Source organism: Salinicola avicenniae (assembly GCF_023736115.1).
GTDB classification, from domain to species: domain Bacteria; phylum Pseudomonadota; class Gammaproteobacteria; order Pseudomonadales; family Halomonadaceae; genus Salinicola; species Salinicola avicenniae.
In genome coordinates, this window is sequence record NZ_JAKQZC010000004.1 from 418,158 (window position 1) to 444,176 (window position 26,019).

Sequence of the window (26,019 nt, forward strand, 5' to 3'; positions counted from 1 at the left end):
TCGATTTCACGTTAAGGAGAGACTCTCATGGCACGCTTTTTCCGTCGCCGCAAGTTCTGCCGCTTCACCGCCGAAGGCGTGAAGTACATCGATTACAAAGACATCGATACGCTGAAAGCCTACGTCACCGAAACCGGCAAGATCGTCCCGAGCCGTATCACCGGTACTCAGGCGCGCTACCAGCGTCAGCTGTCTACCGCGATCAAGCGGGCGCGTTACCTGGCGCTGCTGCCGTACTCCGACAGCCACCAGTAAGTCCGGGGCCGATAACTCCCGAATCACGGTAGAGACAGCGAGGCGTCATGCTGGCACTGGCACGTTGGATCATGCGCGGAACGCCCCAGGCGGTAGCGGCGGCCGCACTGACAGCGCTGGTGCCCTGGCTGTTCTGGTTCAGCGCGGCCGTGGCCGGCCTGGTCACGCTGCGTCGCGGTCTGACCACGGCGACGCCGGTACTGCTCGCCGCCGCGCTGCCTGCCGGCTGGTGGTGGATGCAGGGCGATGCGGTACCGCTGGCAAGCATCCTGCTGGTGACGCTGATGGCCACGGTGTTGCGCGCGCGCATGCGTTGGCCGGAAGCCCTGATCGTCGGCAGCGTGGCCTGCATGGTGCTGGTCCAGCTGGGGGTCTTCGTGCCGCCCGGCGGTGCCGCGCCGCTGCTGGCCGAGCTGCGTAGCAGTTCCGGCGAGGTCGCCAGCATGCTGGATCAGCTGGCTGCCCAGGGGATCGACACCGAGCTGATGGCGACATTGGTGATCGGTGGCGTGACCGGGTTGATCGTGCTGCTGGCGGGTATCGCCTGTCTCGCGCTGGCGCGCAGCTGGCAGGCCGGTCTCTACAATCCCGGCGGCTTCCGCGACGAGTTTTACGCGCTGAAGCTCTCCCGCAAGCAGTTGCTGCTGCTGGTCGGGGTGACGGCACTGGGCATGGTGTTTGCCGTTCCCGCTGCCGGGTTGCTGGCCTGGGTGCCGCTGCTGATCGCCGGCGTGGCACTGGTTCACGGGTTTATCGGCTTGAAGGGTATGAGCGGGTTCTGGTTGGTCGGTTTCTATGCACTGCTGCTGACGACCTGGCCCACGATTTTGATTGTACTGCTGTTGGCGCTGGTGGATACCTTCGCGGATTTCCGCGCTCGCCTGACACGCAGTGATTGACGAGAGGTTCACGAGAATGGAAGTCATTCTGCTCGATAAGATCGGCAAGCTGGGCGGTCTGGGTGACAAGGTCACCGTCAAGCCCGGTTACGGTCGCAACTATCTGATGCCTTACGGCCTGGCCGTGCCGGCGTCCAAGGAAAACGTCGAAGCGTTCGAAGCACAGCGCGCCGAACTCGAAGCACAGGCTGCCGACCGCAAGGCGCAAGCCGAAGCGCGTGCTGCGCAGCTGGCCGAGATCGAGCTGTCGCTGGTCGCCAAGTCCGGCGACGAAGGCAAGCTGTTCGGCTCCATTGGTCCGCGCGATCTGGCGGAAGCCATGGCGCAGGCCGGCATCGACGTCGCCAAGAGCGAAGTTCGCATGCCGGAAGGCCCGATTCGCCAGACTGGCGAGTACGACATCGCGCTGCAGCTGCACGCCGAAGTCGAAGCCAGCGTGCGCGTTGTGGTCGTCGCCGAGTAATCGCGACAAGACACGCGGCAACGCCGAGTGCAAGGCACGCAGGGTTTACGCCCTGCGTGCCTTTTTCATGACCGCCGTTTCGTTGAGCCCGTGTCGCTGGCGTCTGGCGACGGGTTCGGCGTGGTCAGTCTCGTGTCTGACTGCGTAGAATAAGCGCCGAGAAGCGGCGCACCGAAGCGCCAGCGAAGGGTAACGTCAGGTATGAACGAACGCGTCGATAACGATCAGGAAACCGCCCAGCTCAAGCTGCCGCCGCACTCGCTGGAAGCGGAGCAGTCGGTGCTGGGCGGGCTGATGCTCGACAACTCCAGCTGGGATACCGTTTCCGAACGGCTGGTAGCGGATGACTTCTATCGTCACGAGCACCGGCTCGCCTTCAATGCGATGGCGGAACTGGCCGAGGCGGCGCATCCGCTCGACGTGGTCACGCTGTCGGAGGCGCTGGAGCGCCGCGACCAGCTGGAGAGCGTCGGTGGGCTGGCCTATCTCGCCGAACTGGCGCGTAACACGCCGTCGGCGAGCAATATCCGCGCCTACGCCGATATCGTCCGCGAGCGAGCGACCCTGCGCAAGCTGATCCAAGCGTCGCGGCAGATCGCCGACAGCGCCTATTCGCCGGAAGGGCGCCCCTCCGACGAACTGGTCAACGAGGCCGAGCGGCTGGTGTTCCAGATCAGCGAGTCGCGGCCCAAGTTCGGCGGTCCCCAGGGGATGAGCCAGCTGCTGACCAAGGCGGTCGATCGCATCGACGAGCTCTTCAACATGAAGGGCGAGATGACCGGTATCTCCACCGGCTTTCGTGATCTCGACGAGATGACGTCCGGCCTGCAGCCCTCGGATCTGGTGATCATCGCGGGTCGTCCCTCGATGGGTAAGACCACCTTCGCCATGAACCTGGTGGAGCACGCGGTGGTCTCCAACGACAAGCCGGTCATTGTCTTCTCGATGGAGATGCCGGCGGAGTCGCTGATGCTGCGTATGCTCTCCTCGCTGGGGCGCATCGACCAGACGCGGGTGCGAACCGGCCAGCTGGAGGACGAGGATTGGCCACGGCTGACGTCGGCGGTCAATCTGCTCAAGGACCGCCAGCTGTTCATCGACGACACGCCCGCCCTGTCGCCCAACGAGCTGCGTTCGCGTGTGCGGCGTATCGCCCGTGAGCACGGCAATATCGGCCTGGTGATGATCGACTATCTACAGCTGATGCAGGTGCCGGGGCTGTCCGAAAACCGAACTGCCGAGATCTCGGAGATCTCCCGTTCGCTCAAGGGGGTGGCCAAGGAGTTCGGCTGCCCGGTGGTGTCGCTGTCGCAGCTCAACCGCTCGTTGGAGCAACGCCCGAACAAGCGCCCGGTGATGTCGGACCTGCGTGAATCGGGGGCCATCGAGCAGGATGCCGACGTTATCGCCTTCGTCTATCGTGACGAGGTCTACAATACGGACAACCCCGACAACAAGGGGCTGGCCGAACTGATCATCGGCAAGCAGCGTAACGGCCCGATCGGCACGGTGCACATGGCCTTCATCGGCAAGTACACCCGCTTCGAGGATCTGGCGCCGGACAGCTACGGCCAGCACTACGAATGACGTTCGCTGCGGCGGGCACGTAATCCCAAGGAGTTGAGTTATGGCAGGCGGTTTTCAGCGTGGTCGTCGACAGCGCACGCCCAAGATCGAGATTCGCGGTCATCTGGAGAAAGTGGAGCGTGAGGGCCCGTTCAAGGAGTGGCTCGGCATGCCGGATCTGTATCGTCACTGGTTGACGGTCGATGGTGAACTCTACAGCTATCAGACCGAGGACACCGAACTTCCGGTCGTCGTCGGCGACCGAGTGGTCTTCCGCTGCAAGGAGACCAAGGCCGGCAAGTGGATCGATCGCAACTCCCTGGGCAAGGCGATCGATCCCTCCGAGTTTCAGTGAGCCTGCCGGGCTGACGAGCGCCTCGCGGGGCGGGTCTCATCGGCATGCACTGTTAATCGATGGCTGCCAGCGGGCGGGAGTCGGCCTATGACGCGCTTTCCCGCTGGTCTCGAGCCTTTCCCATCGTCCATCCCCCGACGATGTCTCAGGTCGCGCGAGGCCAACCCGTTGTCCCAGTTGCCGGGCAATCGGCCGATACGTGACACGCTGGAGTGCGGTCCGCGCCAGATGCCGCGCGCCGTTGCCAGCTATCTCGACCGAGATCACTTCACGTCCTTCAACTCACTCCCTTCAGCGATGCGTCGGGACTCTTCGGCGTTGCTTCAAGTCGGTAGCCACGTGCCGTCAATGGTCGCGCCGTGGCTAGCCTGCGAGCCGTCGGTGAGGCCGATTCGGCGCGGAACACGCGGACTGAAACATAATCTTAATAATTGTGCGGCTCAATGGGCCGAATCGCCGGTTCGTGTGACGACGTGTGCTGACCGGTGAGCATCGATGGCGGTCCGGCAGGGAGTGCCGAGCGCCCAGCGCAGGAGGGCAGCGCCGTCTACACTCAGTTCATCAATCGGAGGGAACCATGGAAATCAAGGAACTCAAACAGTACGCCCGACACCACGACAGCTTCGAGATACGCGTGATCGCGCATGCCGGCAGCCGTTACTATCAGGTGATGCTGGAGTCGGCCGAGGGCAAGACCCATCTGCTGACCCAGCGTGACAAGCCGATGCTGTTCCGCGCCCTGGACGATGTCTATGCGGAATTGCGGCGGGCCGGTATTCACCGTGCCTATCTCGTGCAGCAGGTCGCCAACGACGAGATCGTCGGCCACGAGCCGCACTATCACGATCCGCTGCGCTCGCGGATGCCGCTGGTCTTCTAGGTCGAACCCCGGCCGACGCCGCTCGCCCACGCGCGGTTTTCCCTCCGGCAAGTCGAGCAGTCACTTGCCTACCGTGGAGGGAAATATCCTCCCTCTATCTTTCCTCGCTTGTCGGTGCCGATATCGCGATCGTTTCACGCTCGTTGGTAGCCCTGAGCGTGCGCGCCCTGTCCGTAGGGGGCTTCGAACTTCAGGCTGCGCAGGAACTGTTCCGCCTGATCGAGGATGGCCTGACGCTTATCGTCGTGCATCTTGTCCCAGCTGCCGTAGATCAGCTTCATGCGCTGATTGTCCCTGAGTCGATCCCGATGCTTTTCCAGAAAGTGCCAGTAGAGGCTATTGAAAGGGCAGGCGTGCTCGCCGGTCACCTGCTTGACGTCGTAGCGACACTGGCGGCAGTGATCCGACATCCGGTCGATGTACTTGCCGGAGGCGCAATAGGGCTTGGAGCCTAGATAGCCGCCGTCGGCATAGAGTGTCATCCCCAGCGTATTGGGCAGCTCCACCCACTCGAAGGCGTCGGCGTAGACTGCGAGATACCAGTCGCAAAGCGCCGCCGGCGAGACCCCGCAGAGCAGCGCGAAGTTGCCGGTGACCATCAGCCGCTGAATATGATGCGCATAGGCGTTGTCGCGGGTCATTTCCAGCGCGCGGCGAAGACAGCGCATCTCGGTCTTCCCGCTCCAGTAGAAGTCCGGCAGGCCGCGGCGCGCGTTCAGACGATTCTCCTGCTTGTAGCCGGGCATGCGCTGCCAGTAGATGCCACGCACGTATTCGCGCCAGCCGAGAATCTGACGGACGAAACCTTCGACCGCGTTGATCGGTGCCTTGCCGCTGCGCCACGCCTCGATGGCGGCATCGCACACTTCCTGCGGCAGCAGCAGGCCGATATTCAGCGAGGCGGAGAGGCGTGAATGGAAGAGCAGCGGCTCGTTGTCGCTGATCGCGTCCTGGTAGGTGCCGAAGTTCGCCAGGGCGTGGTCGATGAAATGGCGCAGGTCGCTTAGCGCCTGTCGTCGCGTGACGGCCCAGTTGAAGCCATCCAGAGTGCCGAAGTGCGTGTCGAAGTGCGTCTCGACCACGGTCTTGGTGGCCTGCGTGGTCTCATCCATGCGGTGTCTCGGCGCCGCCGGCGGGGCGAGATCGTCTTTGAGGGGCTGGCGGTTATCGTGATCGAAGTTCCATTGGCCGCCGACGGGTTCGCCGTTCTCCATCAGTAGGCCGGTGCGCTTGCGCATGCCGCGATAGAAGTCCTCCATGCGAAAGCGGCGACGTCCCTCGAGCCAGGTGTCGAACTCCTCGAGAGAGCAGTAGAAGCGATTGTCCTCGTGAAGGCGCCAGCGCGTGCCGCGCGCCTGGATCTGTGCGAGCAGACGCCACTCGCCGGGATGCGTCACGCGGATCTCGTCGCAGCCGTACAGTTCGGCGAGACGTTCGGCTTCGGGGATCAGGGCCTGCAGGTTGTCGTCGTCTTCGAGACCGCTGTAGTGAACCTGATACCCTTTGTCGCGCAGGCTATCGGCGAAGTGACGCATGGCCGACAATATCAGCAGGATCTTCTGGGGATGGTGGGGTACGTACTCGCCCTCCTGCTGGACCTCGCATAGCGCGATCACCGCATCCTCGGGCGCCTGGGCGATCACCTCGAGCGATTCGGTCAGCTGGTCGCCCAGTATCAGGATCAACGGTCGGGACATGAAGTTATCCATAAATTATACATATAGAAATCATCGTATAAGGTTATCGGGCCAGTGCAAGTCGCCGGTGGTAGAATGCCGGCCTTAGACGCAGGGATAAGGAGTGGTGGTGATGGCAGCCCGTTATGGAGTCCTGCTGGCGAATCTGGGTACGCCCGAGGCGCCGACGCCAAAGGCGGTCAGGCAGTACCTGGCCGAGTTTCTGGGTGACCCTCGGGTCATCGACGCGCCGCGCTGGCTCTGGTGGCCGATTCTGCACGGCGTGATTCTGCGCATTCGTCCGCCCAAGGTGGCCAAGGCCTATGCCTCGGTGTGGCAGGAGGAGGGATCGCCGCTGCTCGCCATCGGCCGGCGACAGCAGCGCGCACTGACGGCGCGCCTCGCCGAGGAGACGGGAGACGCGATTCCGGTCGAGCTGGCGATGACCTACGGCAAGCCGAGCATGGAGGAGGCTGGGCTCAAGCTGCGCGAGGCCGGCGTCGAACGCATCCTGGTACTGCCCCTCTATCCGCAGTTTTCGCGCACCACTACCGGGGCCGTGTTCCAGCGTCTGGCCAAGGCACTGGCGCCGTGTCCGCACCTGCCGGAGTTGCGCTTCGTGCGTGACTATCACGATCACCCGGACTATATCGATGCGCTGGCGGCGAGCGTGCGCGACCACTGGGCCCAGCACGGGGATCGCGGCCGTCTGCTGATGTCCTATCACGGCATCCCCAAGCGCTACGTCGACAACGGCGATCCCTATTCGCGTCACTGCGAGACCACCAGTCGGCTATTGGCCGAGGCGCTGTCGCTCAACGACGATGAGTGGTTCCAGAGCTATCAGTCTCGCTTCGGGCGCGAGGAGTGGCTCAAGCCCTACACCGACGAGACGCTCAAGCAGTGGGGAGCCGACAAGACCGAGTGTGTCGACGTCATCAGCCCGGCCTTTGCGGCCGATTGTCTGGAGACGCTCGAGGAGATCGATGCCGAGAACCGGCACTATTTTCAGGAGGCCGGCGGCGGCCGCTATCGCTATATTCCCGCGCTCAACGACCGGGCCGAGCACATCACGCTGCTGGCCAATCTGGTCCGCCAGCATACCGACGGCTGGTAGGCGACGAGCGGCGGCCTGCCCGCTGTGATGCCAGGCCGCCATCCCTTTCTCGGCCCTGCCAAAGCAGCCCTGTCAGATTCGCCGTTTACGGAAGCGGCGAATCGCCTTGCGGTTCCTCTTCCAAGGTGTGCTTGGGGCGCTCGCTTTGCAGTTCGATCGGATTGCCGCGGGTGCGCGGGTCCGGCTTCAGCTTGTGATGCAGCGCGCTCTTGGCCAGCATGTGCGACGACACCGGCGCCGTGATGAAGGCGAAGACGGTGATCAGCAGCTCCTGGATGACCGGCCCCTCGCGCAGGCTGAAATAGATCAGCGACCCGATCAGCGTGCAGCCGACGCCCAGCGTGGTGGTCTTCGATGGCCCGTGCAGGCGCATGTAGAAGTCCTTCAGGTGGGTCAGGCCGAGTGAGCCGATAAAGGCGAAGGCGCCACCGGCGATGAGCGTGAGGGCGATCACGCCCTCGAGGATGCTGTCCAGCATCGTTCCCTCCGATTGCCAAGGCAGTGCGGTTGCCTCGGCGGTTCGATTGTCGGTGCGATTCGATCGTCAGTGCGATTCGACCGTTGCGGTGATGCGACCGTCGGCGCTATTCAATGATGTCGCCGCGCAGCAGGTACTTGCACACCGCAATGGTGCTGACAAAGCCGAGCATGGCGATCAGCAGTGCCGCCTCGAAGTAGTCCTTGCTGCCGAGCCAGATGCCGAACAGCACGATCAACGCGATCGAGTTCATGTACATGGTGTCTACCGCCAGGATGCGATCCGGCAGGCTGGGCCCGATCACGGCGCGATAGAAGTTGAGCGCCACCGCCGCCGAGAAGAGGGCGAGGGCGATCCACAAGGCGGTATCGATCATGACTCGAAGATCTCCATCAGAGGGCGCTCGTAGCGCTCGTGAATCTCGTCGATCAGCGCCTGGATATCGCCGACATCCAGCGCGTGTATCAGTAGCGTCTTGCCATCCAGCCGCAGATGCGCCGACACCGTTCCCGGAGTCATGGTGATGGTGCTGGCGAGCACGGTGATCGAGAAGTTTTCCTTGAGAGTCAACGGATACTCGACGAAGGCCGGGCGCATGCGGCCGCGCGGGTCGAGGATCAGGCGTGATACCTGCAGGTTGGCGACCACGATGTCCTTGAGCACGCGCAGTACGTAGTGAATCAGCTTCAAGGGGCGCTTGATTGTCGGCTGGCGCTCCCAGAACGGCCGCGCGACCAGGGGAATGACAATGGCTAAGACGCCGCCGAGAATCCACTGCCCCGGCGAGATGCTGTGCTGCAGCAGGAGCCAGACCAGCAGCAGCAGCAGCGAAAGCACCGGCATCGGCAGCCAGCGAGTGGGAGGAATCATGATTCACCTCCGTCGACGGGTGGTGGCAGGATCGCCTCGAGGTAGGCGTCGTGGTTCAGCAGCTGCGCGGCGCTGGCATCGGTGAAGGCAGTGATCGGCCCGGCCAGAATCGACAGCAGCGGCGACGCGCCCAGCAGCAGGATCAGTCCGATCAGCATGGTGGTCTTGAGGCGCGGTCCGTCGCTGTCACGCTTGCCTGCCTTCCAGAAGACCGTCGAGCCGCTGCGCGACATCGCGATCAGCCCGGCCAGGCTCGATAGCAGCAGCAGCGACCACAGCCATGGCTGTTCGCTCGGTAGCGCCGCGTCGAGCAGCAGCGCCTTGCCGATCGCCCCGGAGAGCGGCGGCAGGCCGATCACCGTGACCGCGCCGAGGAAGTAGAGCAGCCCCAGCAGCGCCGGCTGGGTCACGCCGCGTCCGGGTACGATGCGCGCGCCAGCCTTGCCGCGCTGCTCGCCGATCGCATCGGCGAGCAGGAACAGGCCGCCGCTGACCAGCGTGGTGTGAATCATGTAGTAGAGCAGGGCACCGATCGGCGCCTCCCGGTTCATGCTGACGCCAACCAGCAGCGTGCCGACCGAGATCAGGATCAGGTAGGCGACCTGGCCGCGTAGATCGCGTGCCGAGAGTACGCCGACTCCGCCGAGGGCCAGTGTTGCCAGGGCGAACCACCATAGCCACGGCTGCACGAAGTTTGCCAACTCGCCGGCGCTGCCGCCGAAGATCAGGGTATAGACTCGCAGGATGGCGTAGACGCCGACCTTGGTCATGATCGCGAACAGGGCCGCCACCGGTGCAGGTGCGCTGGCATAGGCACGCGGCAGCCAGAAGTAGAGCGGCAGAATCGCGGCCTTGAGCCCGAAGACCACCAGTAGCAGGAAGGCGCCGGCCTTGAGCAGGCCGAGGCGTTCCGGATCGAGCGCGGCGACCTTCTGAGCCATGTCGGCCATGTTGAGCGTGCCGGTGGTGCCATAGAGCACACCCAGTGCGATCAGGAACATCGACGAGCCGGCCAGGTTGAGGGCCACGTAATGAAAGCCGGCCTGGGTTCGATCCTTGCCACCACCGTGCATCAGCAGCGAGTAGGAGGCGATCAGCAGCACCTCGAAGAAGACGAACAGGTTGAAGATATCACCGGTCAGAAAGGCACCGTTGATGCCCATCAACTGCAGCTGGAACAGGCCGTGGAAGTTGCTGCCCTTGCGGTCGTCACCGGCGCAGGCATAGGCCACGCTGCCCAGCGCCAGGAAGCTGGTCAGGCAGACCATGAGCGCCGAGAGTCGATCCAGCACCAGAATGATACCGAACGGCGGCTGCCAGTCACCCAGGGCGTAGTAGGTGATCTGGCCGCTGGCGCTTTGATGCACCAGCAGGGCGCTGACGATGAAGAGCAGCAGCGTCGAGGCCAGGGCAATGGCACGTCGCGGCAGCACGACGGAATCGCGTCGCACCAGCATCAACAGGCCACTGAGCAGCGGCAGGAGGATCGGCAGGATAATCAGATGCTGCATTACGACCGCTCCTCCTTCGGCTCTTCCGCGCGCTGGTCGTTGACCTGATCGCTGCCCTGATCGCCGCGCACGCGCATGGCCAGGATCACCGAGAAGGCAGTCATGGCGAATCCGATGACGATGGCGGTCAGCACCAGCGCCTGCGGCAGCGGGTCGGCGTAGTAGTCGACGCCATCTTCGATCACCGCTGCGCCGTTGGTGGTCAGCCCACCGGTCGAGAACAGGAACAGGTTGACCGCGTAGGAGAGCAGCGTCAGCCCGACCACCACGGGAAAGGTGCGGCCGCGCAGCGCGAGATAGAGCCCGCTGGCGGCGAGAAAGCCGGTCACGGTGGCGAAGAGCGCTTCCATCAGACGGTCTCCTTGTCGTTCTCTTTGCTGGGGCGGTGCGGCGTGGTCAGCTTGCCCAGGTTGGCCAGGATCATCAGCGTGGCGCCGACGACCGTCAGGTAGACGCCGAGGTCGAACAGCATGGCCGTGGCCAGCTCGATATCGCCGATGTAGGGGATATGGAAGTGGCCGAAGGCCGACGTCAGGAAGTTGTGGCCGAAGGCCCAGCTACCGAGTCCGGTCAGGGCGGCGATCACCACGCCGGTCACCGCGATCGGCTGGTACTGGAACGACAGTCGCTGCTGTGCCCATTCGACGCCACGGGCAATATAAAGCAGGATCAGTGCGACTGCCGTGACCAGACCGGCGATGAAGCCTCCGCCGGGTTCGTTGTGGCCGCGCAGGAAGATGAACACCGACACCAGCAATGCGAGCGGCAGCACACTCTGCGAGACAGTCGCCAGCAGCATGGGGTGGAGGTCGTTCGACCACGGGCGGCCCTCGCTGTCGCTCGACGGCATGAACAGACGCAGGCGATTGAGCAGCTTGTAGATGCCGATGGCGGCGATACACAGCACGGTAATCTCGCCCAGCGTATCGAAACCGCGGAAGTCGACCAGGATGACGTTGACCACGTTATGGCCGCCGCCGCCGCTGACGCTGTTATCGAGGAAAAAGCCGGAGATGCTCGACAACGGGCGGGTCAGGAGTGCGTAGTTGAGGCTTGCCACGACACCGCCGAAGCCGGCCGCGAGCAGCATGTCGCGTACGATACGCGCGCCGCTCGACTCCTTTGGCGTGCGCTGCGGCAGGAAGAACAGCGCCAACATCAGCAGAATGACCGTGACGACTTCCACCGCCAGCTGGGTCAGGGCCAGATCGGGTGCGGAGAAGCGCGCGAAGGCGAGCGAGACCATGAGTCCGACGACCGACAGCATCATCAGCGACACCAGTCGTCGGCGATGCAGAACCGCCGTGCCCAGACCCGCGAGAATGGTGATCGCGGCGCCGATCATCAGCAGGCCGTCCAGCGATTGCAGTTCACGCGACCCCTTGAGCTGGTCGATATCGAGCAGACCGCTACCGGTCAGGAAGAGCACGGCGATGATCAACCACAGCATGTAGCGTTGCAGCGAACCGTTCTCGAACCGGTCGATCGTCAGCTGGGTCCAGGCGAACAGCCGGCGCACGTTGTACTCGAAGGTCATCAGGGCGTCGCGCTGCGGGAACTGTCGCTGGAAGGCGAACAGGTTGCGTCGGACCGCGTACAGGGCGATCCCGCCGGCCAGTGCGATCACGCTCATCAGCAAAGGCAGGTTGAAGCCGTGCCAGATCGCCAGGTGCAGTTCCGGACGCGGCGGCAGGATCGTGGCCCTGGCTGCGGCCTCGAGAATGCCGGTCACGGTCAACGCCGGCAGCAGCCCGATGATCACACAGAGCGCCACCAGCACGAGCATCGGGAAGCGCATGAAGAAGGGCGGTTCGTGCGGCGATTTGGGTAGCTCTTCCGCTTTGGGACCGAAGAAGACGTTGCGTACGTAGCGCAGTGAATAGGCGACCGACAGCAGGCTGCCTACGGTCGCGAGGACCGGAATCAGCCATGCCAGGCCGCCGAGGATGCTGCTGTCCAGCGTCTCCGTCAGCATCATCTCCTTCGACAGGAAGCCGTTGAGCAGCGGTACGCCGGCCATGGAGGCTGCGGCCAGTGCCGCCAGCGTCGCGGTCATCGGCAGTTGTCGACGCAGCCCGCTCAACTTGCGGATGTCGCGGGTGCCGGTTTCGTGGTCGACGATCCCCGCCGACATGAACAGCGCTGCCTTGAAGGTCGCGTGGTTGATGATATGGAACAGGCCGGCGACCACCGCCATCTGGCTGTCGAGCCCGAACAGCATGGTGATCAGGCCGAGGTGGCTGACGGTCGAGAAAGCCAGGACCCCTTTGAGGTCGTACTTGAGCAGGGCGAAGTAGGCGGCGTAGATCATCGTCACCAGGCCGGTGAGCGTCACGATGTAGAGCCACAGCTGCGAGCCGGCCAGCGCGGGATGCAGGCGTGCCAGCAGGAAGACGCCGGCCTTGACCATGGTCGCCGAGTGCAGGAAGGCCGAAACCGGCGTCGGGGCGGCCATGGCATGCGGCAGCCAGAAATGGAACGGGAACTGCGCCGACTTGGTGAAAGCGCCGAGCAGTATCAGCAGCAGGGCGGGCAGATAGCGCGGGTCGGCCTGAATCGCCTCGCGGCTATCCAGCACGGTCTGCATGTCGAACGTGCCAACGATATGCCCGATCAGCAGGAAGCCGGCCAGCATCGCCAGGCCACCCATGCCGGTAACCGCCAGCGCCATGCGGGCGCCACGCCTCGCCTCGCTCTGCTGATACCAGTAGCCGATCAGCAGGAACGACGACAGGCTGGTCATCTCCCAGAAGATCCACAGCAACAGCAGATTGTCGGCCATGACGATGCCGATCATCGACGTCATGAACAGCATCATGTAGGCGTAGAAGCGCGGCATGCTGTCGTTCGGTGACAGGTAGTAGCGGGCATACAGGATGATCAGCAGCCCGATGCCCAGAATCAGCAGCAGAAAGAGCAGCGACAGTCCGTCGAGGCGAAAGGCGAGGTCGAGCCCCAGCTGCGGAATCCAGCTCATGCTAAAGCGATCCACCTGCCCATCGATCACCCCTGGGGCGTGATAGAGCACGATGCCCAGCGCGATCGCCGGCAGCAACGCCGTGCTCCAGGCATTGAGGGTGCGATGGCGATTGTCGCTTAGCAGCGGTATCAGGCTACCCAGTAGCGGCAGCAGCACGATCAGCGGCAGTGACATGAAATTGTCGCTCTATAGCTTGGGCCAGAGGTCGCGCACGGGGGAAACGGCACACGGCGTGCCGTCTCGCTCGGGCGTATCGGTTTCTTGCATGCAACCGGCCTGAGGGTCGCCGCTGCCCGACTCAGTGTATGCGATGTACTGGGCAGCGCACGGAGTCGCGAAAACGGCTGTCGGGCCGATGCATGGGCCTGGTGATCTTATCCGCGCAAGGCGGTACGGGCATTCGTCGGTCAACGAATGTCGGTAGCGAGCGGCGAGCGTCCGGCCATCATTTCAAGGTGTCGGCAGGCTTCCGCTACGCGTTCAGGCGTGCCGGGGCGGATCGGTCAGATAGGGACGGCGGGTACCGCGAGGTGCCAGCATCCAGGCAGGGGTACTGTCCTGAACGGCAATCGTGCCGGCAACGAACGGCAGAGTCTGGGCACCGATACGACAGGTCGCGCATGTCAGCGCCAACTGGCTAGGCATGTGGCCCGGCATGGTGTCTCTCCTCCTTTCAAACACGCTCGGTCATTGTTGGATGAAGCTAAAGCCGTTGAAAAGACTAGCTATTTTGACGGCCCGAGCGATAGCGATGAACCGACTGTATCACGCCGGTATGCGCCTAGCCATAGGGTCGCTCACGGGGCCGTGCCCAATGGTGCACCGGGGGGAATGACTCGCTGATTGTACATTGAGTTGTCGTAAGTCGAGGTTTTGTACAAATAACGTGACCGGCTTACACTGGAATCCTCTTTCACTGTTGGCAGCGATACCACTGCCCGGACCGCTTCGGGAGGCGCATGGACGAAAACTGTGATCTGATCTGGCTGCGCCGGGATCTCAGGCTGATTGATAACGACCTGTTCGCGTGTCAACCGCGAGCGCAGGCGGCGGCCTGTGTCTATGTGCTGACGCCCGACTGGCTACAGAACGACGCGCTGGATGCCGATCATTGGCGCTTCCTCTGGGAGAGTCTGATCGATCTGCGTGGCAACCTGCTGACACGGGGGAGCGATCTGCTGGTGTGTGTCGGTGAATCTGACGAGCTCCTGCCCCATCTCATGCAGCGCATGGGGGCGACGCGTTTGATCGCCCACGAGATGCTTGGTCACAACGAACGCCGGATCACGCAGCGTGTTCGCCAGGTCGTGCCGGCGTCCCAGCTCTGCTTGCTGGCCGGCTCGTCGCTCTACCGGGTGCACGATGACGCGCCTCGCCGCATCGGCGATGCCGAGAATTTCGAAGTCTTCAGCGCGTGTGCCTCGCAGCTGACAGCGAGCCGGCCGGTCTCCGACACCCTGCCGGTTACCTTGCCTCCCTGGCCCGAGGATGCACCGAGAGGCTTGCCATCGCTGGAGACGCTGTCCCTGCCGCGCCGGCCGGATCGCGATGTCAATGGGCCGCGTGGCGGCGAGGATGCCGCTTGGGCGTGTCTACGCCAGTTGCAGACGGGGGAGCGGTGCTGGAGCGTCGACACCGCAGGCGCCTTGCTGCGCTGGCAGGGGCTGGGATGCCTCTCGGCGAGACAGCTCATGGCGAGCCTTCAGGAGGTCTCGCCGGATGGCGGCGAGTCCGACGCGGCGCGACAGTGGTTGCGGCAGTCGCTGCTGTGGCAGGAGTATCTGCAAGGGGTGCATGGCGCCGGATCGATACGCCACGGTGTCACGCGCCCCGTTGTCGATCCGCTCGGGGGCGGTCTGGCGCCTGCAGGCGGCGCGCTCGAGCGTCGTCTGGTGGCACGCTATCCGGCCAGGCCGACAGAGGCACCGGCCGAAGCCGCCGAGAAGGGCGCCGACGCGGCCGCCCGCGGCTCCTGGTACGATCGCTACTGAGGCGGCTTTTCCGATCGGTGCGATGCGCTACACTGGCGCCTGACGTCGGCATTCCGGCCGGCTCAGGAACTCTGCTCCCAGTTTCCGTCTCCCGTATCTGTCACCAGTACCTAGAGCATCAAGGAAGTGCTACCCGTGAAGCGTTCATTCTCCTGCAAGGCCCCCGTCACGCTATCGCTCTGTTTCTCTCTGGCCCTGCTTGGCTGTCAGAGCATGGCCGATACGTCGACGTCTTCGCGCGATACCGACGAGGCGGTGTCCGCGCCAGCGTCGTCTGAGTCGACCGACGAGACCGCGTCGGCCGACGTCACTGGCTCGGCGCAGGCTGATACCGGTGTCGCGGATGATACCGCACGCGATCCGGCCGGCTTTGAGGCGTGGGTCGACGCATTCCGTCGCCGCGCTGCCGCTGAGGGGATCGACCAGGCCACACTGGCAGAAGCCTTCGACCGGGCCAGCTTTCAGCCGCGAATTCTCGAGTACGATCGCTCGCAGCCGGAGTTCAGCCGCCAGGTCTGGAGCTACCTGGATAGCGCCGTGTCGGCCTCGCGGATCAGCAACGGGCGCGAGCGCCTGCAGGCGCACCGGGAGACCGCTGATCAGGTGGCGCAGGCATATGGGGTGCCCGGCGAGATCATCGTCGCGATCTGGGGTGTCGAGAGCAACTACGGCAGTAACTTCGGCAATTTCGAGACGATCGATGCGCTCTCGACGCTGGGGTTCGACGGTCGTCGGCAGTCGTTCGCGCGCGGTGAGCTGATGGCCGCGCTGAAGATCCTGCAGAACGGTGATATCGACCGCGATCGCATGCGCGGTTCCTGGGCCGGCGCGATGGGGCATACCCAGTTCATTCCCAGCAGCTTTCTTGCCTACGCGGTCGACGAGGACGGTGACGGACGGCGTGATATCTGGGGCAGCATCCCTGATGTGATGGCCTCGACCGCCAACTATCTGGACGCCTCTGGCTGGCAAGCCGGCAAGCCCTGGGGTGTCGAGGTGACGCTGCCGGCCAATTTCGACTATTCGCAGACCGAGCTTTCCGTGCGTCGCGATACGGCGGCCTGGCGTGGACAGGGGGTCGCGGCCGTCGGCGGCCAGGCGCTACCGGACTTCACGCAGGCATCCGTGATCGCGCCGGCCGGCGCCAAGGGGCCGGCGTTTCTAGTCGGCCACAATTTCCGCGTGATCATGCGCTACAACGCCTCGACCAGCTATGCGCTGGCGGTGGCCACGCTCGCCGATCGTATCGCCGGCCGGCCGGGTATCCAGGGCGACTGGCCACGCTCGGAACCGGCGCTTTCGCGAGAGCAGATTCGTCGGCTGCAGCAGGGCCTCAACGCTCGCGGTTTCGAGGTGGGCACGCCCGACGGTCTTGTCGGTCCCAATACGCGCGCCGGATTGCGGGCCTATCAGCGCAGCATCGGCGTCACGCCGGATGGCTATCCCACCCAGGCGCTGATCTCCCGACTGAGCGAAACCTGAGCGCTCGACGAACGGTTCGGCGGGAGGGCCGCCGAAGTCTCGCTCCCGGCCGGCGAACGTGTGACCGGCGGAAATGGCGTGCCTTTTGCGGCCATTCCCGGCCATCGTGACCGGGAGGGCGATGGCACACTGTGGCGCGACTCCCCCCTGTGCCGAACCGAATGACGATCGGTTCGTCGCGCCACGCTGAGGAAGCCATGGGCGTACAACGTTTCATTGCCGGCAACAGTCGTGAGGCCATGCGTCAGGTACGCCTGGCGCTCGGTGACGACGTGCTCATCCTGTCCAACCGCACTGTCGAAGGCGGGGTGGAGATCGTTGCCATGGCGGAGCAGGAGCACGAGCAGACGCTCTCGAGCGTTCAGCCTGCCGCGGCGGATCTCGCGTCCGGGGCCGGCGAATCCGAAGCGCCAGTGAGCGAGACGCCGATGGTGGAGACGCTGCAGGCGCTCAATCGTCAGCTGCTCGACGACGTGCGCGAGATGCTGCAGTCGAACCGCTCCGAGGGCGCGCGCGGGGAAAGCCAGTCCGTCTCGCCGAGACGTGGACTGCGTCAGCAGCTGATCCAGGCCGGATTCAGTGCCGCGTTGGCCGACGAACTGCTGCAGGATCTACCCGATGAGCTGCGCGATGCCGCGGCCGACAGCGCGCCGGCGCAGGCCTGGCTGCGACGCCAGCTGCTGGCACGCCTGCCGCGGCTCGAGGACGAAGAGGCGCTCTTCGCCGAGGGCGGCGTTTTTGCGCTGGTCGGGCCGACGGGTGTCGGCAAGACCACCACCACCGCCAAGCTCGCCTCACGCTACGTCATGCGCCACGGCCCGCGCGATGTCGCCCTGGTCACGACCGACAGCTATCGTATCGGCGCCGCCGAGCAGCTGCGCATCTACGCGCGGCTGCTCGGCACCGAGGTCCATGCGCTGGAGGAGAAGGGCGATCTTGGCGATCTGCTGACCCGCCTGACTCAGCCGCGCCGCTCGTTGCTGTCGCGTGGGGGCGGCAAGCGGCTCACCGTGATCGATACCGTTGGCATGAGCCAGCGCGATCAGCGGCTGGTGGGCGAGATCGAACGGCTGGCGGCCGGACCGGCGCCGGCCCGCCGCGTACTGGTGCTCAATGCGGCCAGCCATGGTGATACGCTGGCCCAGGTGATCGATGCCTGGCAGCGCGCCTCGGTGGAGGCCGGGGAGCCGCTCTGGGGCTGTGTGCTGACCAAGCTGGATGAGGCGGCGCGTCTCGGCAACGTGCTCGATGTCGTCATGCGTCATCGACTGCGTCTCTGCTACGTGTCCCGCGGGCAGCGGGTGCCGGAGGATCTGGCGCTCGTCGATGCCGAAGCGCTGCTGGACGAGGCGCTCTCGCTGGCGGACGAGTCCCCGTTCGTCGCCGCCGAGACGCGCGAGTTGCCCGCGCAGCAGGCGCGCCAGCAGGCACTGTCACGCGGCATTCTGCGCCAGGGTGACGCGTTGTCGACGACCCTCGAAACGCTGCGTCAGCACAATCTGGGCATGACGCTGCTCGAGCAAGCCTGGCGTCGCGCGGATCAGACTGCCGGCGATTTCGGTCGTCTGATGGCGGACAAGACGCAGCAGGGGCTGCTCGCCTCGGCCGAGACCGCGCACGCGCTCTACTGGTCGCGTGATGCCAGTGTCAGCGGCGCCGATCAGGCGATGCCGCTGGTGTCGCTGGATCATCACGGCATGCCGCAGCCGCTGGTTTGGCCACGCCACCGCCTGCCGGCGGGCGAACCGGCGCGACTGGCCTGGGCCGAGGAGCTGGACGTCGGCTGGCATCTGCTGACCCAGTTGCCGGCCGTCGACGTGCTGGCTGGACTCGATGCCCGCGGGCGCGGCTGGTTGGCAACGACGAGCGGTAGCCGGCGCGTTCGTCACGCCGGCGAATGGTTGCCGCTGTCGCAGGCGGTGACGCTGGGCGAACGTCTCGAGACGCTGACCGTGCGTTATCAGGGGCGGCGCGCGGCGTTACAGCTGACGCGACTCGATACCGGGCTGAGCCAGCGTCGTCAGGACGCCCATAGCTTGCCGGTGGTGGCCTGGTATGGCGAGATCGTGGATCACGACGACGGTCGCCGTCTGGCGCGCCGCTACTGGATCAGCAGCAGTCAGGCCGGTCTCGATGTGCCGTCGCGACTGCCGCAGGTTCTGCTGGTCGAGGGATTGCCCACGCTGACACGCCAGGCCGACACGCTGCTCGCCGAACGCGGCCTGGTCACCCAGGATCGCGCGCTGCGCTGGCAGCTGGCGGCGACGTTGGCGGCGCTGGCGCTACGTCTCGGTGGCGAAGATGCCGCCTGGGCCATGGATGTCAGGGCGCGGCTCTCCGGCATCGCCCAGCGGCGCTGCGGGCGACGCCCCAAGGCGCTGCTGTCGGCGCTGATGGACACGCTGAGCGCGCACGACGCACTGGCGCGTGCCGGCGTGACGACGACCGTGGATCCGGCGGTCGCGGCGTGAGCGACCAGGCTGCCGGGCTACGTGCGCGGCTGTCGCCGGATGCCGTGCCGCTGCGAGTTATCGGCGAGCCCGGAGACGACGCCCTCATGCAGGCGCTGGCCATGATGCCAACACGCGCAAGTCACGGCTGGCGCGTACTGCGCCAGGGGGAGCGGACCGCCGGTAAGGTGGCCTGGTTGGCCTGGCTCGATGCCGAGCAGCTCGACGTCCCCGATCTCTATCGCCGGCTCAAGCTGGCACAGGCAGAGCAGGGCCCGGCCGGCCCTGTATTGCTATGGCTCTACGACGGACGTCGCCAGGGGCTTCCGCAATCGGCGGATGCCGCCACTGATCGTCTGATCGACAACCTCGGCGTTACCGTCGAGCGCTTTCTGGGATTTGCCCTGACCCGCGATGTCGGCCGCTGGTATCGCGGAGTCACCGCCACTCGTTGCCAACTCTCCTCAGCCGTCGGCCAATAGGGCCGGGGCGCGGGACGACGCACGGCTCGTTTCGCGCTCGTCCTGCTCCAGCGTCGAGGTCAGGCGGCCGATCGCGGCCACGACCTCGCTGGCATGACGATGCACCTGCTGGATGATCTCGCCGGTATCCCCGACCAGCGAGACGCCCTGATCGACGTGCGAGAGGCACTCCTGCATATCGTCGTTGGCGAGTGTGGTGAGTCCCTGAAAACCGCTGATCACACCGCTGATATCCTGCGTGGCCTGCGCGGCGCGCTCGGCCAATTGGCGCACTTCGTGGGAAACGACGGCGAATCCGCGGCCGTGCTCGCCGGCGCGGGCCGCTTCGATCGCGGCGTTCAGCGCCAGTAGGTTGGTCTGCTCGGCGACCCGGCGGATGGCGCCCAGGTGGGTATCGATCTCGTCGGATTGCTGACGCAGGGTCGAGAGGTGCGTCGAGATCGACTCGATGGTCTCTGCCATGCGGCGAATCTCGCGCATGGCCTCCTCCAGCAGTTGGGCTCCGCGCTGGGAGATCTCTTTCGTCTGTGCCGAGATATCGTAGGCCATGCCCGCACTCTGCGACTCCGCCTGCTGCTGCTGGACGCGTGCGGTGATATCGCTGGCGAACTTGACCACGCGCACCAGGTTGCCGCGCTCGTCGCGAATCGGGTTGTAGGTGGCTTCCAGCCACAGCTCCTCGCCGTTGGCGCGCACGCGCTCGAACTGGCCGGTAAAGAACTGCCCTTGGTTGAGCTGGCGCCAGAAATCGCGGTACGCGTCGCTGGTTGCGTAGGTCTCCGTGCACAGGCGACGGTGGTTGCTGCCGATCAACTGGTCACGGCGGTAGCCGGTCACTGCGAGGAAATTGTCGTTTGCCTCGAGAATGGTGCCCTGGAGGTCGAATTCGATGCTCGCCATCGAGCGATTGATGGCCGACATGCGGCGTTCGTCATCCGCCGCACGGCGCGCACGTGGTGTGGCGTCGTTGGCCAGCTTGGCAATGCGCGTCACCCGGCCGTGTCGGTCCTTGACCGGGTTGTAGCTGGCCTCGAGCCAGAGGGTTTCGCCGGTACAAGTCCGGCGTTCGAAACGCCCGCGCACATACTCCCCACGCTGTAACTGGTCCCGAAACCGGGCATAGGCCTCGCTGTTGGCGTAGGCGTCGCTGCATAGCAGCCGATGTGGCTTACCGATTAGCGCGTCGCGGGAGTAACCCGTCAGGGCCAGAAAGTTGTCGTTGGCTGCGATGACATTCATGTCGGTATCGAACTCGACGATCAGCGACGAGCGGTCAAGCGCTTCGAGAAAGGCGTCGGGCGAGGAGCCCCTGAGGCGTTTCAGCATGCTGAACTCCCTTTTTGCGTGAGTCGGGATCGCACTCCTTGCGAATCGCCGGCGAGGTTGACTACCCCATCAAGATAACGGCACTAAGTAAAGTTTTGTTATTCATTTTTTTCAAATAATTTCTATTCTTGCAAATGTTTGCAATTCGGCCGGGCGTGAACGTCGATAGGCGCCGGCGGCTAAACCTTTCTTCTGGCGTGGTTTTTTGAGGTCGCCGCCGCCAGACGGCATCAGCCGGCGCGGTTGGTCGCTGGTGTGTGTGTGAGCCCATCTGCCGGGGTGTCGGCTTTGATGAGAAAATCAGGAGAGAAACCGGGCATGGTGAGCGCGTGTGCTGTCGAGTCTTTGGCACACGCGGTCTAGGGAATCGACTAGAAGAGGCGAGCCAGCAGGGCGGTGACGGCCGTTTCCACACGCAGAATGCGCTCGCCGAGATGCACGCCTTCGAAGCCCATGGCCAGCAGGCGCTCCACCTCATAGTCGACGAAGCCCCCCTCGGGGCCGATGGCGAGCAGCGTCGGCGTCGCGATGGCGCGTGGGCAGGTCTGAGCCATGCCGGGGTGTGCCAGCAGGCCACGCCGTCCTGCCAGCAGCGCGGGTAGGCGGTCTTCCACGAAAGGTTTGAAGCGGGGTTCGAGGCGAACGTCAGGTAGTCGGGTGTCACGTGCCTGCTCGAGCCCCAGCAGTAGATGCTGACGGATCTTTTCCGGCTTCAGTTCGGGAGATTGCCAGTAGCTCTTTTCGACGCGGCGCGTGTGCAGTAGCGTCAACTGCTTGACCCCGAGCGCAGCGATATGTTCCAGCGAGCGTGCCAGCATGCGCGGTCGGGGCAGGGCCAGGAGCAGGTGGACGGGCAGCGGGGCCGGCGGATCGCGATCCAGCGTGTCGATGCGAAAGCGTGCCGCCGACGTCGTCAGCTCGACCAGTTCCCCGCGGCCGAGCTTGCCATCGAGAGCGCCGAGGGTAAGGCGGTCGCCGACGGCAGCCCGGTGGACATCGGTCAGATGGCGTAGGCGGCGCGGGTCGCGCACGCAGGCGTGGTGTTCGTCCAGCCACTCGTCGGGCTGCAACAGGATCAGGTTCATGGCGACGGCAGTGCGGTTGCGAATGCGGGTGGCGTTTCGGGCGGTTATTGTGCCTGAAGGCGGCGGCGTGCGGCACGCCTTTCTGACATAATGGCGGTCCTGTTTGTCTCTCATTTTCATAGGCGGGCCGTCACTTCTTGATCGGCGGGCCGCCACGGCTCGGCAGAAGAAGGTTAGCGATGAAGGTTCTGATCATTGGGGGTGGCGGGCGTGAGCATGCGCTGGCCTGGAAAGCGGCGCAGTCGGCGCAGGTCGAAACCGTCTTCGTGGCACCCGGCAACGCCGGCACCGCGCGGGAGCCGAAACTGACCAACGTCGCCATCGATGCCATGGATATCGACGGGCTGATCGCCTTTGCCCGGGACAATGCGGTTGCGCTGACCATCGTCGGTCCGGAGGCGCCGCTGGTGGCCGGTGTGGTCGACGCCTTCACGCAGGCGGGCCTGGCGATCTTCGGACCGACGGCCGGGGCGGCGCAGCTGGAAGGCTCGAAGGCGTTCACCAAGGATTTCCTGGCGCGCCATGCCATTCCAACGGCGGCTTATCAGACGTTCGGTGCGGTATCGCCCGCGCTGGCGTATCTGGCCGAACAGGGCGCGCCGATCGTGATCAAGGCCGATGGTCTCGCTGCCGGCAAGGGCGTCGTGGTGGCGATGACCGAGGCGGAAGCGGAAGCGGCGATTCGCGATATGCTCGAGGACAACGCCTTCGGTGACGCCGGTGCGCGGGTCGTGATCGAGGAGTATCTCGAAGGCGAGGAGGCGAGCTTCATTGTCATGGTCGACGGCGAGCACGTGCTGCCGATGGCGACCAGTCAGGACCACAAGCGAGCGGGCGACGGCGATACCGGCCCGAATACCGGCGGCATGGGAGCCTACTCGCCGGCACCGGTGGTCACGCCCGAGGTGGACCGTCGTATCATGGACGAAGTCATCCGGCCGACGGTCGCCGGCATGGCGACAGAGGGGCATCCCTATACCGGTTTCCTCTATGCAGGGTTGATGATCGATGCCGACGGCGCGCCGAAGGTGATCGAATACAATTGCCGTTTCGGTGATCCGGAAACACAGCCGATCCTGATGCGTCTGCAGTCGGATCTGGTGACGCTTTGTCAGGCGGCGCTGGCGCAGCGGCTCGATCAGGTCGAGTGTGCGTGGGATCCGCGCGCGGCAGTTGGCGTGGTGCTCGCTGCCGAGGGGTATCCGGGCAGCTATCGCAAGGGTGACGAAATCACCGGGCTGGATGTTGCCGAGACCGCCGGCTGCAAGGTTTTCCATGCCGGCACGCAGACCGACGACGATGGTCGCGTCGTCACCAGCGGCGGGCGTGTGCTATGTGTGACCGCTCTCGGCGAGACGGTCGGTGCCGCCGCCGCGCAGGCCTACGTCGGTGTCGAAGCGGTGCGCTGGGCTGGCGCCGGCTATCGGCGCGACATTGCCCATCGCGCGATCGCTCGCGAGCGTCGCGACGACTGAGCGGCCGCGCCGGCGCGGACTTTAACGACAAGGAACTGCCGCCATGCAGCGAATGACGCCATACGCAGGGGCGCCGAGGCCCGTCTTTTTCAGGAAAGGCACGCCGGCAAGTGACGACGGGGAGACGCGACATGTCGCGTGAGTACCCGATCATCGCGGTGACGGGGTCGTCGGGGGCCGGCACGACCACGGTCAAGCGCACCTTCGAGCGCATGTTCGCCCGCGAGGACGTGCACGCGGCGTTCATCGACGGCGACGCTTTTCACCGCTATTCGCGTGCCGAGCTGGCGCAGATTCTGCAGACGGAGCCGGAGCGCAAGGCCGCGCTGTCGCATTTTTCGGTCGATGCCAACCAGCTCGACCGCCTCGATACCTTGTTCCAGGAGTACGGTGAGAGCGGCAAGGGGACCTACCGCCACTACATTCATGCCGAGGACAAACGCATGATCGAGGCGGGCTGGCAGGTCGGGACCTTCACCGACTGGCAGCCGATTCCCAGTGGCACGGATCTGATGCTCTATGAGGGCCTGCATGGCGGGCTGGTGACGCACGAGGTGGATATCGCCCGCCACGTCGACATGCTGATCGGCGTGGCGCCGACCATCAATCTGGAATGGCTGCAGAAGATCGATCGCGACACCAAGCTGCGCGGCTACTCCCAGGAGGCGGTGATCGACACCATCCTGGGGCGCATGCAGGACTACGTGCGCTATATCCAGCCGCAACTCTCGCGCACTCATATCAACTTTCAGCGCGTGCCGACAGTGGATACGTCGAACCCGTTCGAGCTGCAGGACGTGCCCAACGACGGGGAGTCGTTCGTCGTGATCCGCTTCCGTGATCCGGGGGCGGTCGACTTTCCCTCTCTCGTGACGATGATCCATGATGCCTTCATGAGCCGGCCCAACACCCTGGTCGTCCCCGGCGCGCGACTGTCGCTGGCGATGGATCTGATCCTGGCACCGCAGGTGCGGCAGCTACTCGCTCAGCGACGATTTCGCTGACGCTTGCCCGTTCGGGCGCTTTTTACCGTTCGACGCGCGTGGCCGGGCGCCACGCGCGCACCCCATCGAGGAGGGACCCCATGGAACCGACGCTGTTCAGCAAGATCATCGATCGCGAGATCCCCGCCGATATCGTCTACGAGGACGACCAGGTCCTGGCGTTCAACGACATTAACCCGCAGGCGCCCACCCACATCCTGATCATCCCGAAAAAGCCGATTGCCACCCTGAACGATATCGAGGAAGCCGATCTCGCGCTGATCGGGCGGCTGCAGTACACCGCGGCCCGCCTGGCCAAGGAGCTGGGATTCGCCGATGACGGCTACCGCGTGGTGATGAACTGCAACGAACAGGGGGGGCAGACGGTCTATCATATCCACATGCACCTGCTCGGCGGGCGGGCCATGCAGTGGCCGCCGGGCTGACACGCCCCGCGACCGATCCTTCACGCCGTTGCCAGGAGGCCTTCATGGACCGCAGGATGACCCACGCCGACAACCTGATCCATCAGTTCGACACCGTGCTGCGCACGCTCGTGCCCAAGGCGGCGCAGCCAAGCCGGCCCTCGCCCGCCAATGCGCAGCCCGAGGGGGCGATGGATGAAGAGCAGCGCCGCCACGTGGCGGGCCTGATGCGCATCAATCATACCGGCGAGGTGTGCGCCCAGGCGCTCTACCAAGGCCAGGGCATGGCCGCCAAGCTGACCGAAACGCGAGCCAAGATGGAAGAGGCGGCGGCCGAGGAGATCGATCACCTGGCGTGGTGCGATCAGCGCCTGCAGGAGCTCGACGACCGCACCAGCTACCTCAACCCGATGTTCTATGCCGCGTCCTTCGGTCTCGGCGCGCTCGCCGGTGCCGTCGGTGACCGTGTCAGCCTCGGCTTCGTGGCCGCGACCGAGGAGCAGGTCGGCCATCATCTGGACGCCCATCTGAAGAAGCTGCCTATCGATGACAAACGCTCGCGCGCCGTGCTGGAGCAGATGCGCATCGACGAAGCGCAGCATGAGCAGTGGGCGCTGGAGTCCGGCGGTCAGCGCTTTCCGCTGCCGGTGAAATGGGGCATGCGTCTGGTCTCGAAGGTGATGACCAAGAGCGTCTATCGGCTCTGAGCATCGCGCTCGAGTGTTCGTGGTGTATACGCAAAACGCCAGCGATGCAGGTCCGCATCGCTGGCGTTTTACCTTGGCATCTCACGCTGGCATCCCGGTTACCCCGGGGCAGGAGATCAGGCCTCGACGATCTCGTAGTCGTGCGTGATCTCGACGCCGCCATTGGCGAGCATCAGCGAGGCGCTGCAGTACTTCTCGGCGGAGAGGTCGACGGCGCGTTTCACTTGCGCGTCCTTGAGTCCCTTGCCGGTGACGGTGAAGTGAACGTGGATCTTGGTGAAGACGCTGGGCGTGGTGTCGGCGCGCTCGGCTTCCAGCGTGGCGACGCAGTCGGTGACGTTGGCGCGAGCCTTCTCGAGAATCTGGATCACGTCGTAGGAGGTGCAGCCGCCCAGGCCCATCAACACCATTTCCATCGGGCGCGGGCCAGTATTTCGGCCGCCGTTATCCGGATTGCCGTCGATCACGACACTGTGGCCGCTGCCGGACTCCGTCACGAACTGGCGACCGTCGGTCCATTTGACTGTAGCTTTCATGAGAGACATTCCTTAGTAAACGGGTGG

Annotated in this window: 26 protein-coding genes; 15 read left to right on the forward strand and 11 right to left on the reverse strand. The window is 64.8% G+C overall.

Annotated elements, in window-relative coordinates; all coding sequences use genetic code 11:
* Positions 1–27: 27 nt before the first annotated feature.
* The 6 genes from rpsR (at position 28) to MC381_RS11305 (ending at position 4,418) form a co-directional block, all read left to right on the forward strand.
* Positions 28–255, forward strand: coding sequence for a 30S ribosomal protein S18 (rpsR, locus tag MC381_RS11280; protein WP_035472385.1), 228 nt, complete (start codon positions 28–30; stop codon positions 253–255).
* Positions 256–302: 47 nt separating this feature from the next.
* Entirely contained in the window at positions 303–1,154 is an 852-nt protein-coding gene (locus MC381_RS11285; protein WP_251977845.1) for a hypothetical protein, read from the forward strand.
* 16 nt (positions 1,155–1,170) lie between these two features.
* On the forward strand, positions 1,171–1,617 hold the full coding sequence (gene rplI / locus MC381_RS11290; protein ID WP_251977846.1) for a 50S ribosomal protein L9: 447 nt from the start codon (positions 1,171–1,173) through the stop codon (positions 1,615–1,617).
* Positions 1,618–1,818: 201 nt separating this feature from the next.
* Positions 1,819–3,204, forward strand: a complete 1,386-nt coding sequence (gene dnaB, locus MC381_RS11295) for a replicative DNA helicase (protein ID WP_251977847.1) — start codon at positions 1,819–1,821, stop codon at positions 3,202–3,204.
* Positions 3,205–3,244: 40 nt separating this feature from the next.
* Complete coding sequence (locus MC381_RS11300; protein WP_251977848.1) at positions 3,245–3,538, forward strand: hypothetical protein; 294 nt, start codon at positions 3,245–3,247, stop codon at positions 3,536–3,538.
* Positions 3,539–4,115: 577 nt separating this feature from the next.
* Positions 4,116–4,418, forward strand: a complete 303-nt coding sequence (locus tag MC381_RS11305; protein WP_251977849.1) for a DUF6482 family protein — start codon at positions 4,116–4,118, stop codon at positions 4,416–4,418.
* Positions 4,419–4,552: 134 nt separating this feature from the next.
* Here the strand turns inward: MC381_RS11305 and MC381_RS11310 are convergent, their stop codons facing one another.
* Complete coding sequence (locus MC381_RS11310) at positions 4,553–6,115, reverse strand: cryptochrome/photolyase family protein (RefSeq protein WP_251977850.1); 1,563 nt, start codon at positions 6,113–6,115, stop codon at positions 4,553–4,555.
* 112 nt (positions 6,116–6,227) lie between these two features.
* Here MC381_RS11310 and hemH point away from each other — a divergent pair, with 112 nt between their 5' ends.
* Positions 6,228–7,211, forward strand: coding sequence for a ferrochelatase (gene hemH / locus MC381_RS11315; protein ID WP_286009718.1), 984 nt, complete (start codon positions 6,228–6,230; stop codon positions 7,209–7,211).
* A gap of 85 nt (positions 7,212–7,296) precedes the next feature.
* Here the strand turns inward: hemH and MC381_RS11320 are convergent, their stop codons facing one another.
* The 7 genes from MC381_RS11320 to MC381_RS11350 all read right to left on the reverse strand — a co-directional run bounded on the left by MC381_RS11320 (position 7,297) and on the right by MC381_RS11350 (position 13,707).
* On the reverse strand, positions 7,297–7,689 hold the full coding sequence (locus MC381_RS11320) for a Na+/H+ antiporter subunit G (RefSeq protein WP_251977852.1): 393 nt from the start codon (positions 7,687–7,689) through the stop codon (positions 7,297–7,299).
* A 106-nt stretch (positions 7,690–7,795) separates the two neighbouring features.
* A complete protein-coding gene (locus MC381_RS11325; protein ID WP_251977853.1) occupies positions 7,796–8,065 on the reverse strand; it encodes a K+/H+ antiporter subunit F in 270 nt (89 codons plus the stop codon).
* On the reverse strand, positions 8,062–8,559 hold the full coding sequence (locus MC381_RS11330; RefSeq protein WP_251977854.1) for a Na+/H+ antiporter subunit E: 498 nt from the start codon (positions 8,557–8,559) through the stop codon (positions 8,062–8,064). Before MC381_RS11330 ends, MC381_RS11325 begins: the two co-directional genes overlap by 4 nt.
* The gene (locus tag MC381_RS11335) at positions 8,556–10,070 is read right to left on the reverse strand and encodes a monovalent cation/H+ antiporter subunit D (protein WP_251977855.1); all 1,515 of its coding nucleotides are present in this window, start codon (positions 10,068–10,070) and stop codon (positions 8,556–8,558) included. Before MC381_RS11335 ends, MC381_RS11330 begins: the two co-directional genes overlap by 4 nt.
* Complete coding sequence (locus tag MC381_RS11340) at positions 10,070–10,420, reverse strand: Na+/H+ antiporter subunit C (protein WP_251977856.1); 351 nt, start codon at positions 10,418–10,420, stop codon at positions 10,070–10,072. The genes MC381_RS11335 and MC381_RS11340 overlap by 1 nt, the downstream gene beginning before the upstream one ends.
* Positions 10,420–13,224: a monovalent cation/H+ antiporter subunit A gene (locus MC381_RS11345; protein ID WP_251977857.1), complete on the reverse strand. Its 2,805-nt coding sequence runs from the start codon at positions 13,222–13,224 to the stop codon at positions 10,420–10,422. Before MC381_RS11345 ends, MC381_RS11340 begins: the two co-directional genes overlap by 1 nt.
* Before the next feature lie 306 nt (positions 13,225–13,530).
* The gene (locus tag MC381_RS11350; RefSeq protein WP_251977858.1) at positions 13,531–13,707 is read right to left on the reverse strand and encodes a hypothetical protein; all 177 of its coding nucleotides are present in this window, start codon (positions 13,705–13,707) and stop codon (positions 13,531–13,533) included.
* A gap of 302 nt (positions 13,708–14,009) precedes the next feature.
* Between MC381_RS11350 and MC381_RS11355 the strand changes: the two genes are divergently transcribed.
* The 4 genes from MC381_RS11355 (at position 14,010) to MC381_RS11370 (ending at position 19,455) form a co-directional block, all read left to right on the forward strand.
* Complete coding sequence (locus tag MC381_RS11355; RefSeq protein WP_251977859.1) at positions 14,010–15,041, forward strand: deoxyribodipyrimidine photo-lyase; 1,032 nt, start codon at positions 14,010–14,012, stop codon at positions 15,039–15,041.
* 213 nt (positions 15,042–15,254) lie between these two features.
* A complete protein-coding gene (locus MC381_RS11360; RefSeq protein WP_286009738.1) occupies positions 15,255–16,523 on the forward strand; it encodes a lytic murein transglycosylase in 1,269 nt (422 codons plus the stop codon).
* A 197-nt stretch (positions 16,524–16,720) separates the two neighbouring features.
* Positions 16,721–18,994 (forward strand): flagellar biosynthesis GTPase FlhF, encoded by a 2,274-nt coding sequence (gene flhF / locus MC381_RS11365; RefSeq protein WP_251977861.1) that lies wholly within the window; start codon positions 16,721–16,723, stop codon positions 18,992–18,994.
* On the forward strand, positions 18,991–19,455 hold the full coding sequence (locus tag MC381_RS11370; protein WP_251977862.1) for a hypothetical protein: 465 nt from the start codon (positions 18,991–18,993) through the stop codon (positions 19,453–19,455). Before flhF ends, MC381_RS11370 begins: the two co-directional genes overlap by 4 nt.
* On the opposite strand, the gene MC381_RS11375 is transcribed toward MC381_RS11370, so the two are convergent.
* Together MC381_RS11375 and MC381_RS11380 are read right to left on the reverse strand one after the other, a co-directional pair.
* Positions 19,438–20,781, reverse strand: coding sequence for a methyl-accepting chemotaxis protein (locus MC381_RS11375; RefSeq protein ID WP_264297434.1), 1,344 nt, complete (start codon positions 20,779–20,781; stop codon positions 19,438–19,440). The genes MC381_RS11370 and MC381_RS11375 overlap by 18 nt on opposite strands.
* Positions 20,782–21,152: 371 nt before the next feature.
* On the reverse strand, positions 21,153–21,866 hold the full coding sequence (locus tag MC381_RS11380) for a 16S rRNA (uracil(1498)-N(3))-methyltransferase (RefSeq protein ID WP_251977863.1): 714 nt from the start codon (positions 21,864–21,866) through the stop codon (positions 21,153–21,155).
* Positions 21,867–22,045: 179 nt separating this feature from the next.
* Between MC381_RS11380 and purD the strand changes: the two genes are divergently transcribed.
* From purD to coq7, 4 genes are all read left to right on the forward strand, one after another.
* Complete coding sequence (gene purD / locus MC381_RS11385; RefSeq protein WP_251977864.1) at positions 22,046–23,341, forward strand: phosphoribosylamine--glycine ligase; 1,296 nt, start codon at positions 22,046–22,048, stop codon at positions 23,339–23,341.
* A gap of 131 nt (positions 23,342–23,472) precedes the next feature.
* On the forward strand, positions 23,473–24,345 hold the full coding sequence (locus MC381_RS11390; protein WP_251977865.1) for a phosphoribulokinase: 873 nt from the start codon (positions 23,473–23,475) through the stop codon (positions 24,343–24,345).
* Between the two features lie 80 nt (positions 24,346–24,425).
* A complete protein-coding gene (locus tag MC381_RS11395; protein WP_251977866.1) occupies positions 24,426–24,770 on the forward strand; it encodes a histidine triad nucleotide-binding protein in 345 nt (114 codons plus the stop codon).
* A 44-nt stretch (positions 24,771–24,814) separates the two neighbouring features.
* On the forward strand, positions 24,815–25,456 hold the full coding sequence (gene coq7 / locus MC381_RS11400) for a 2-polyprenyl-3-methyl-6-methoxy-1,4-benzoquinone monooxygenase (RefSeq protein ID WP_251977867.1): 642 nt from the start codon (positions 24,815–24,817) through the stop codon (positions 25,454–25,456).
* Positions 25,457–25,572: 116 nt separating this feature from the next.
* On the opposite strand, the gene MC381_RS11405 is transcribed toward coq7, so the two are convergent.
* Entirely contained in the window at positions 25,573–25,992 is a 420-nt protein-coding gene (locus MC381_RS11405) for an OsmC family protein (RefSeq protein ID WP_251977868.1), read from the reverse strand.
* Between the last annotated feature and the right edge of the window lie 27 nt (positions 25,993–26,019).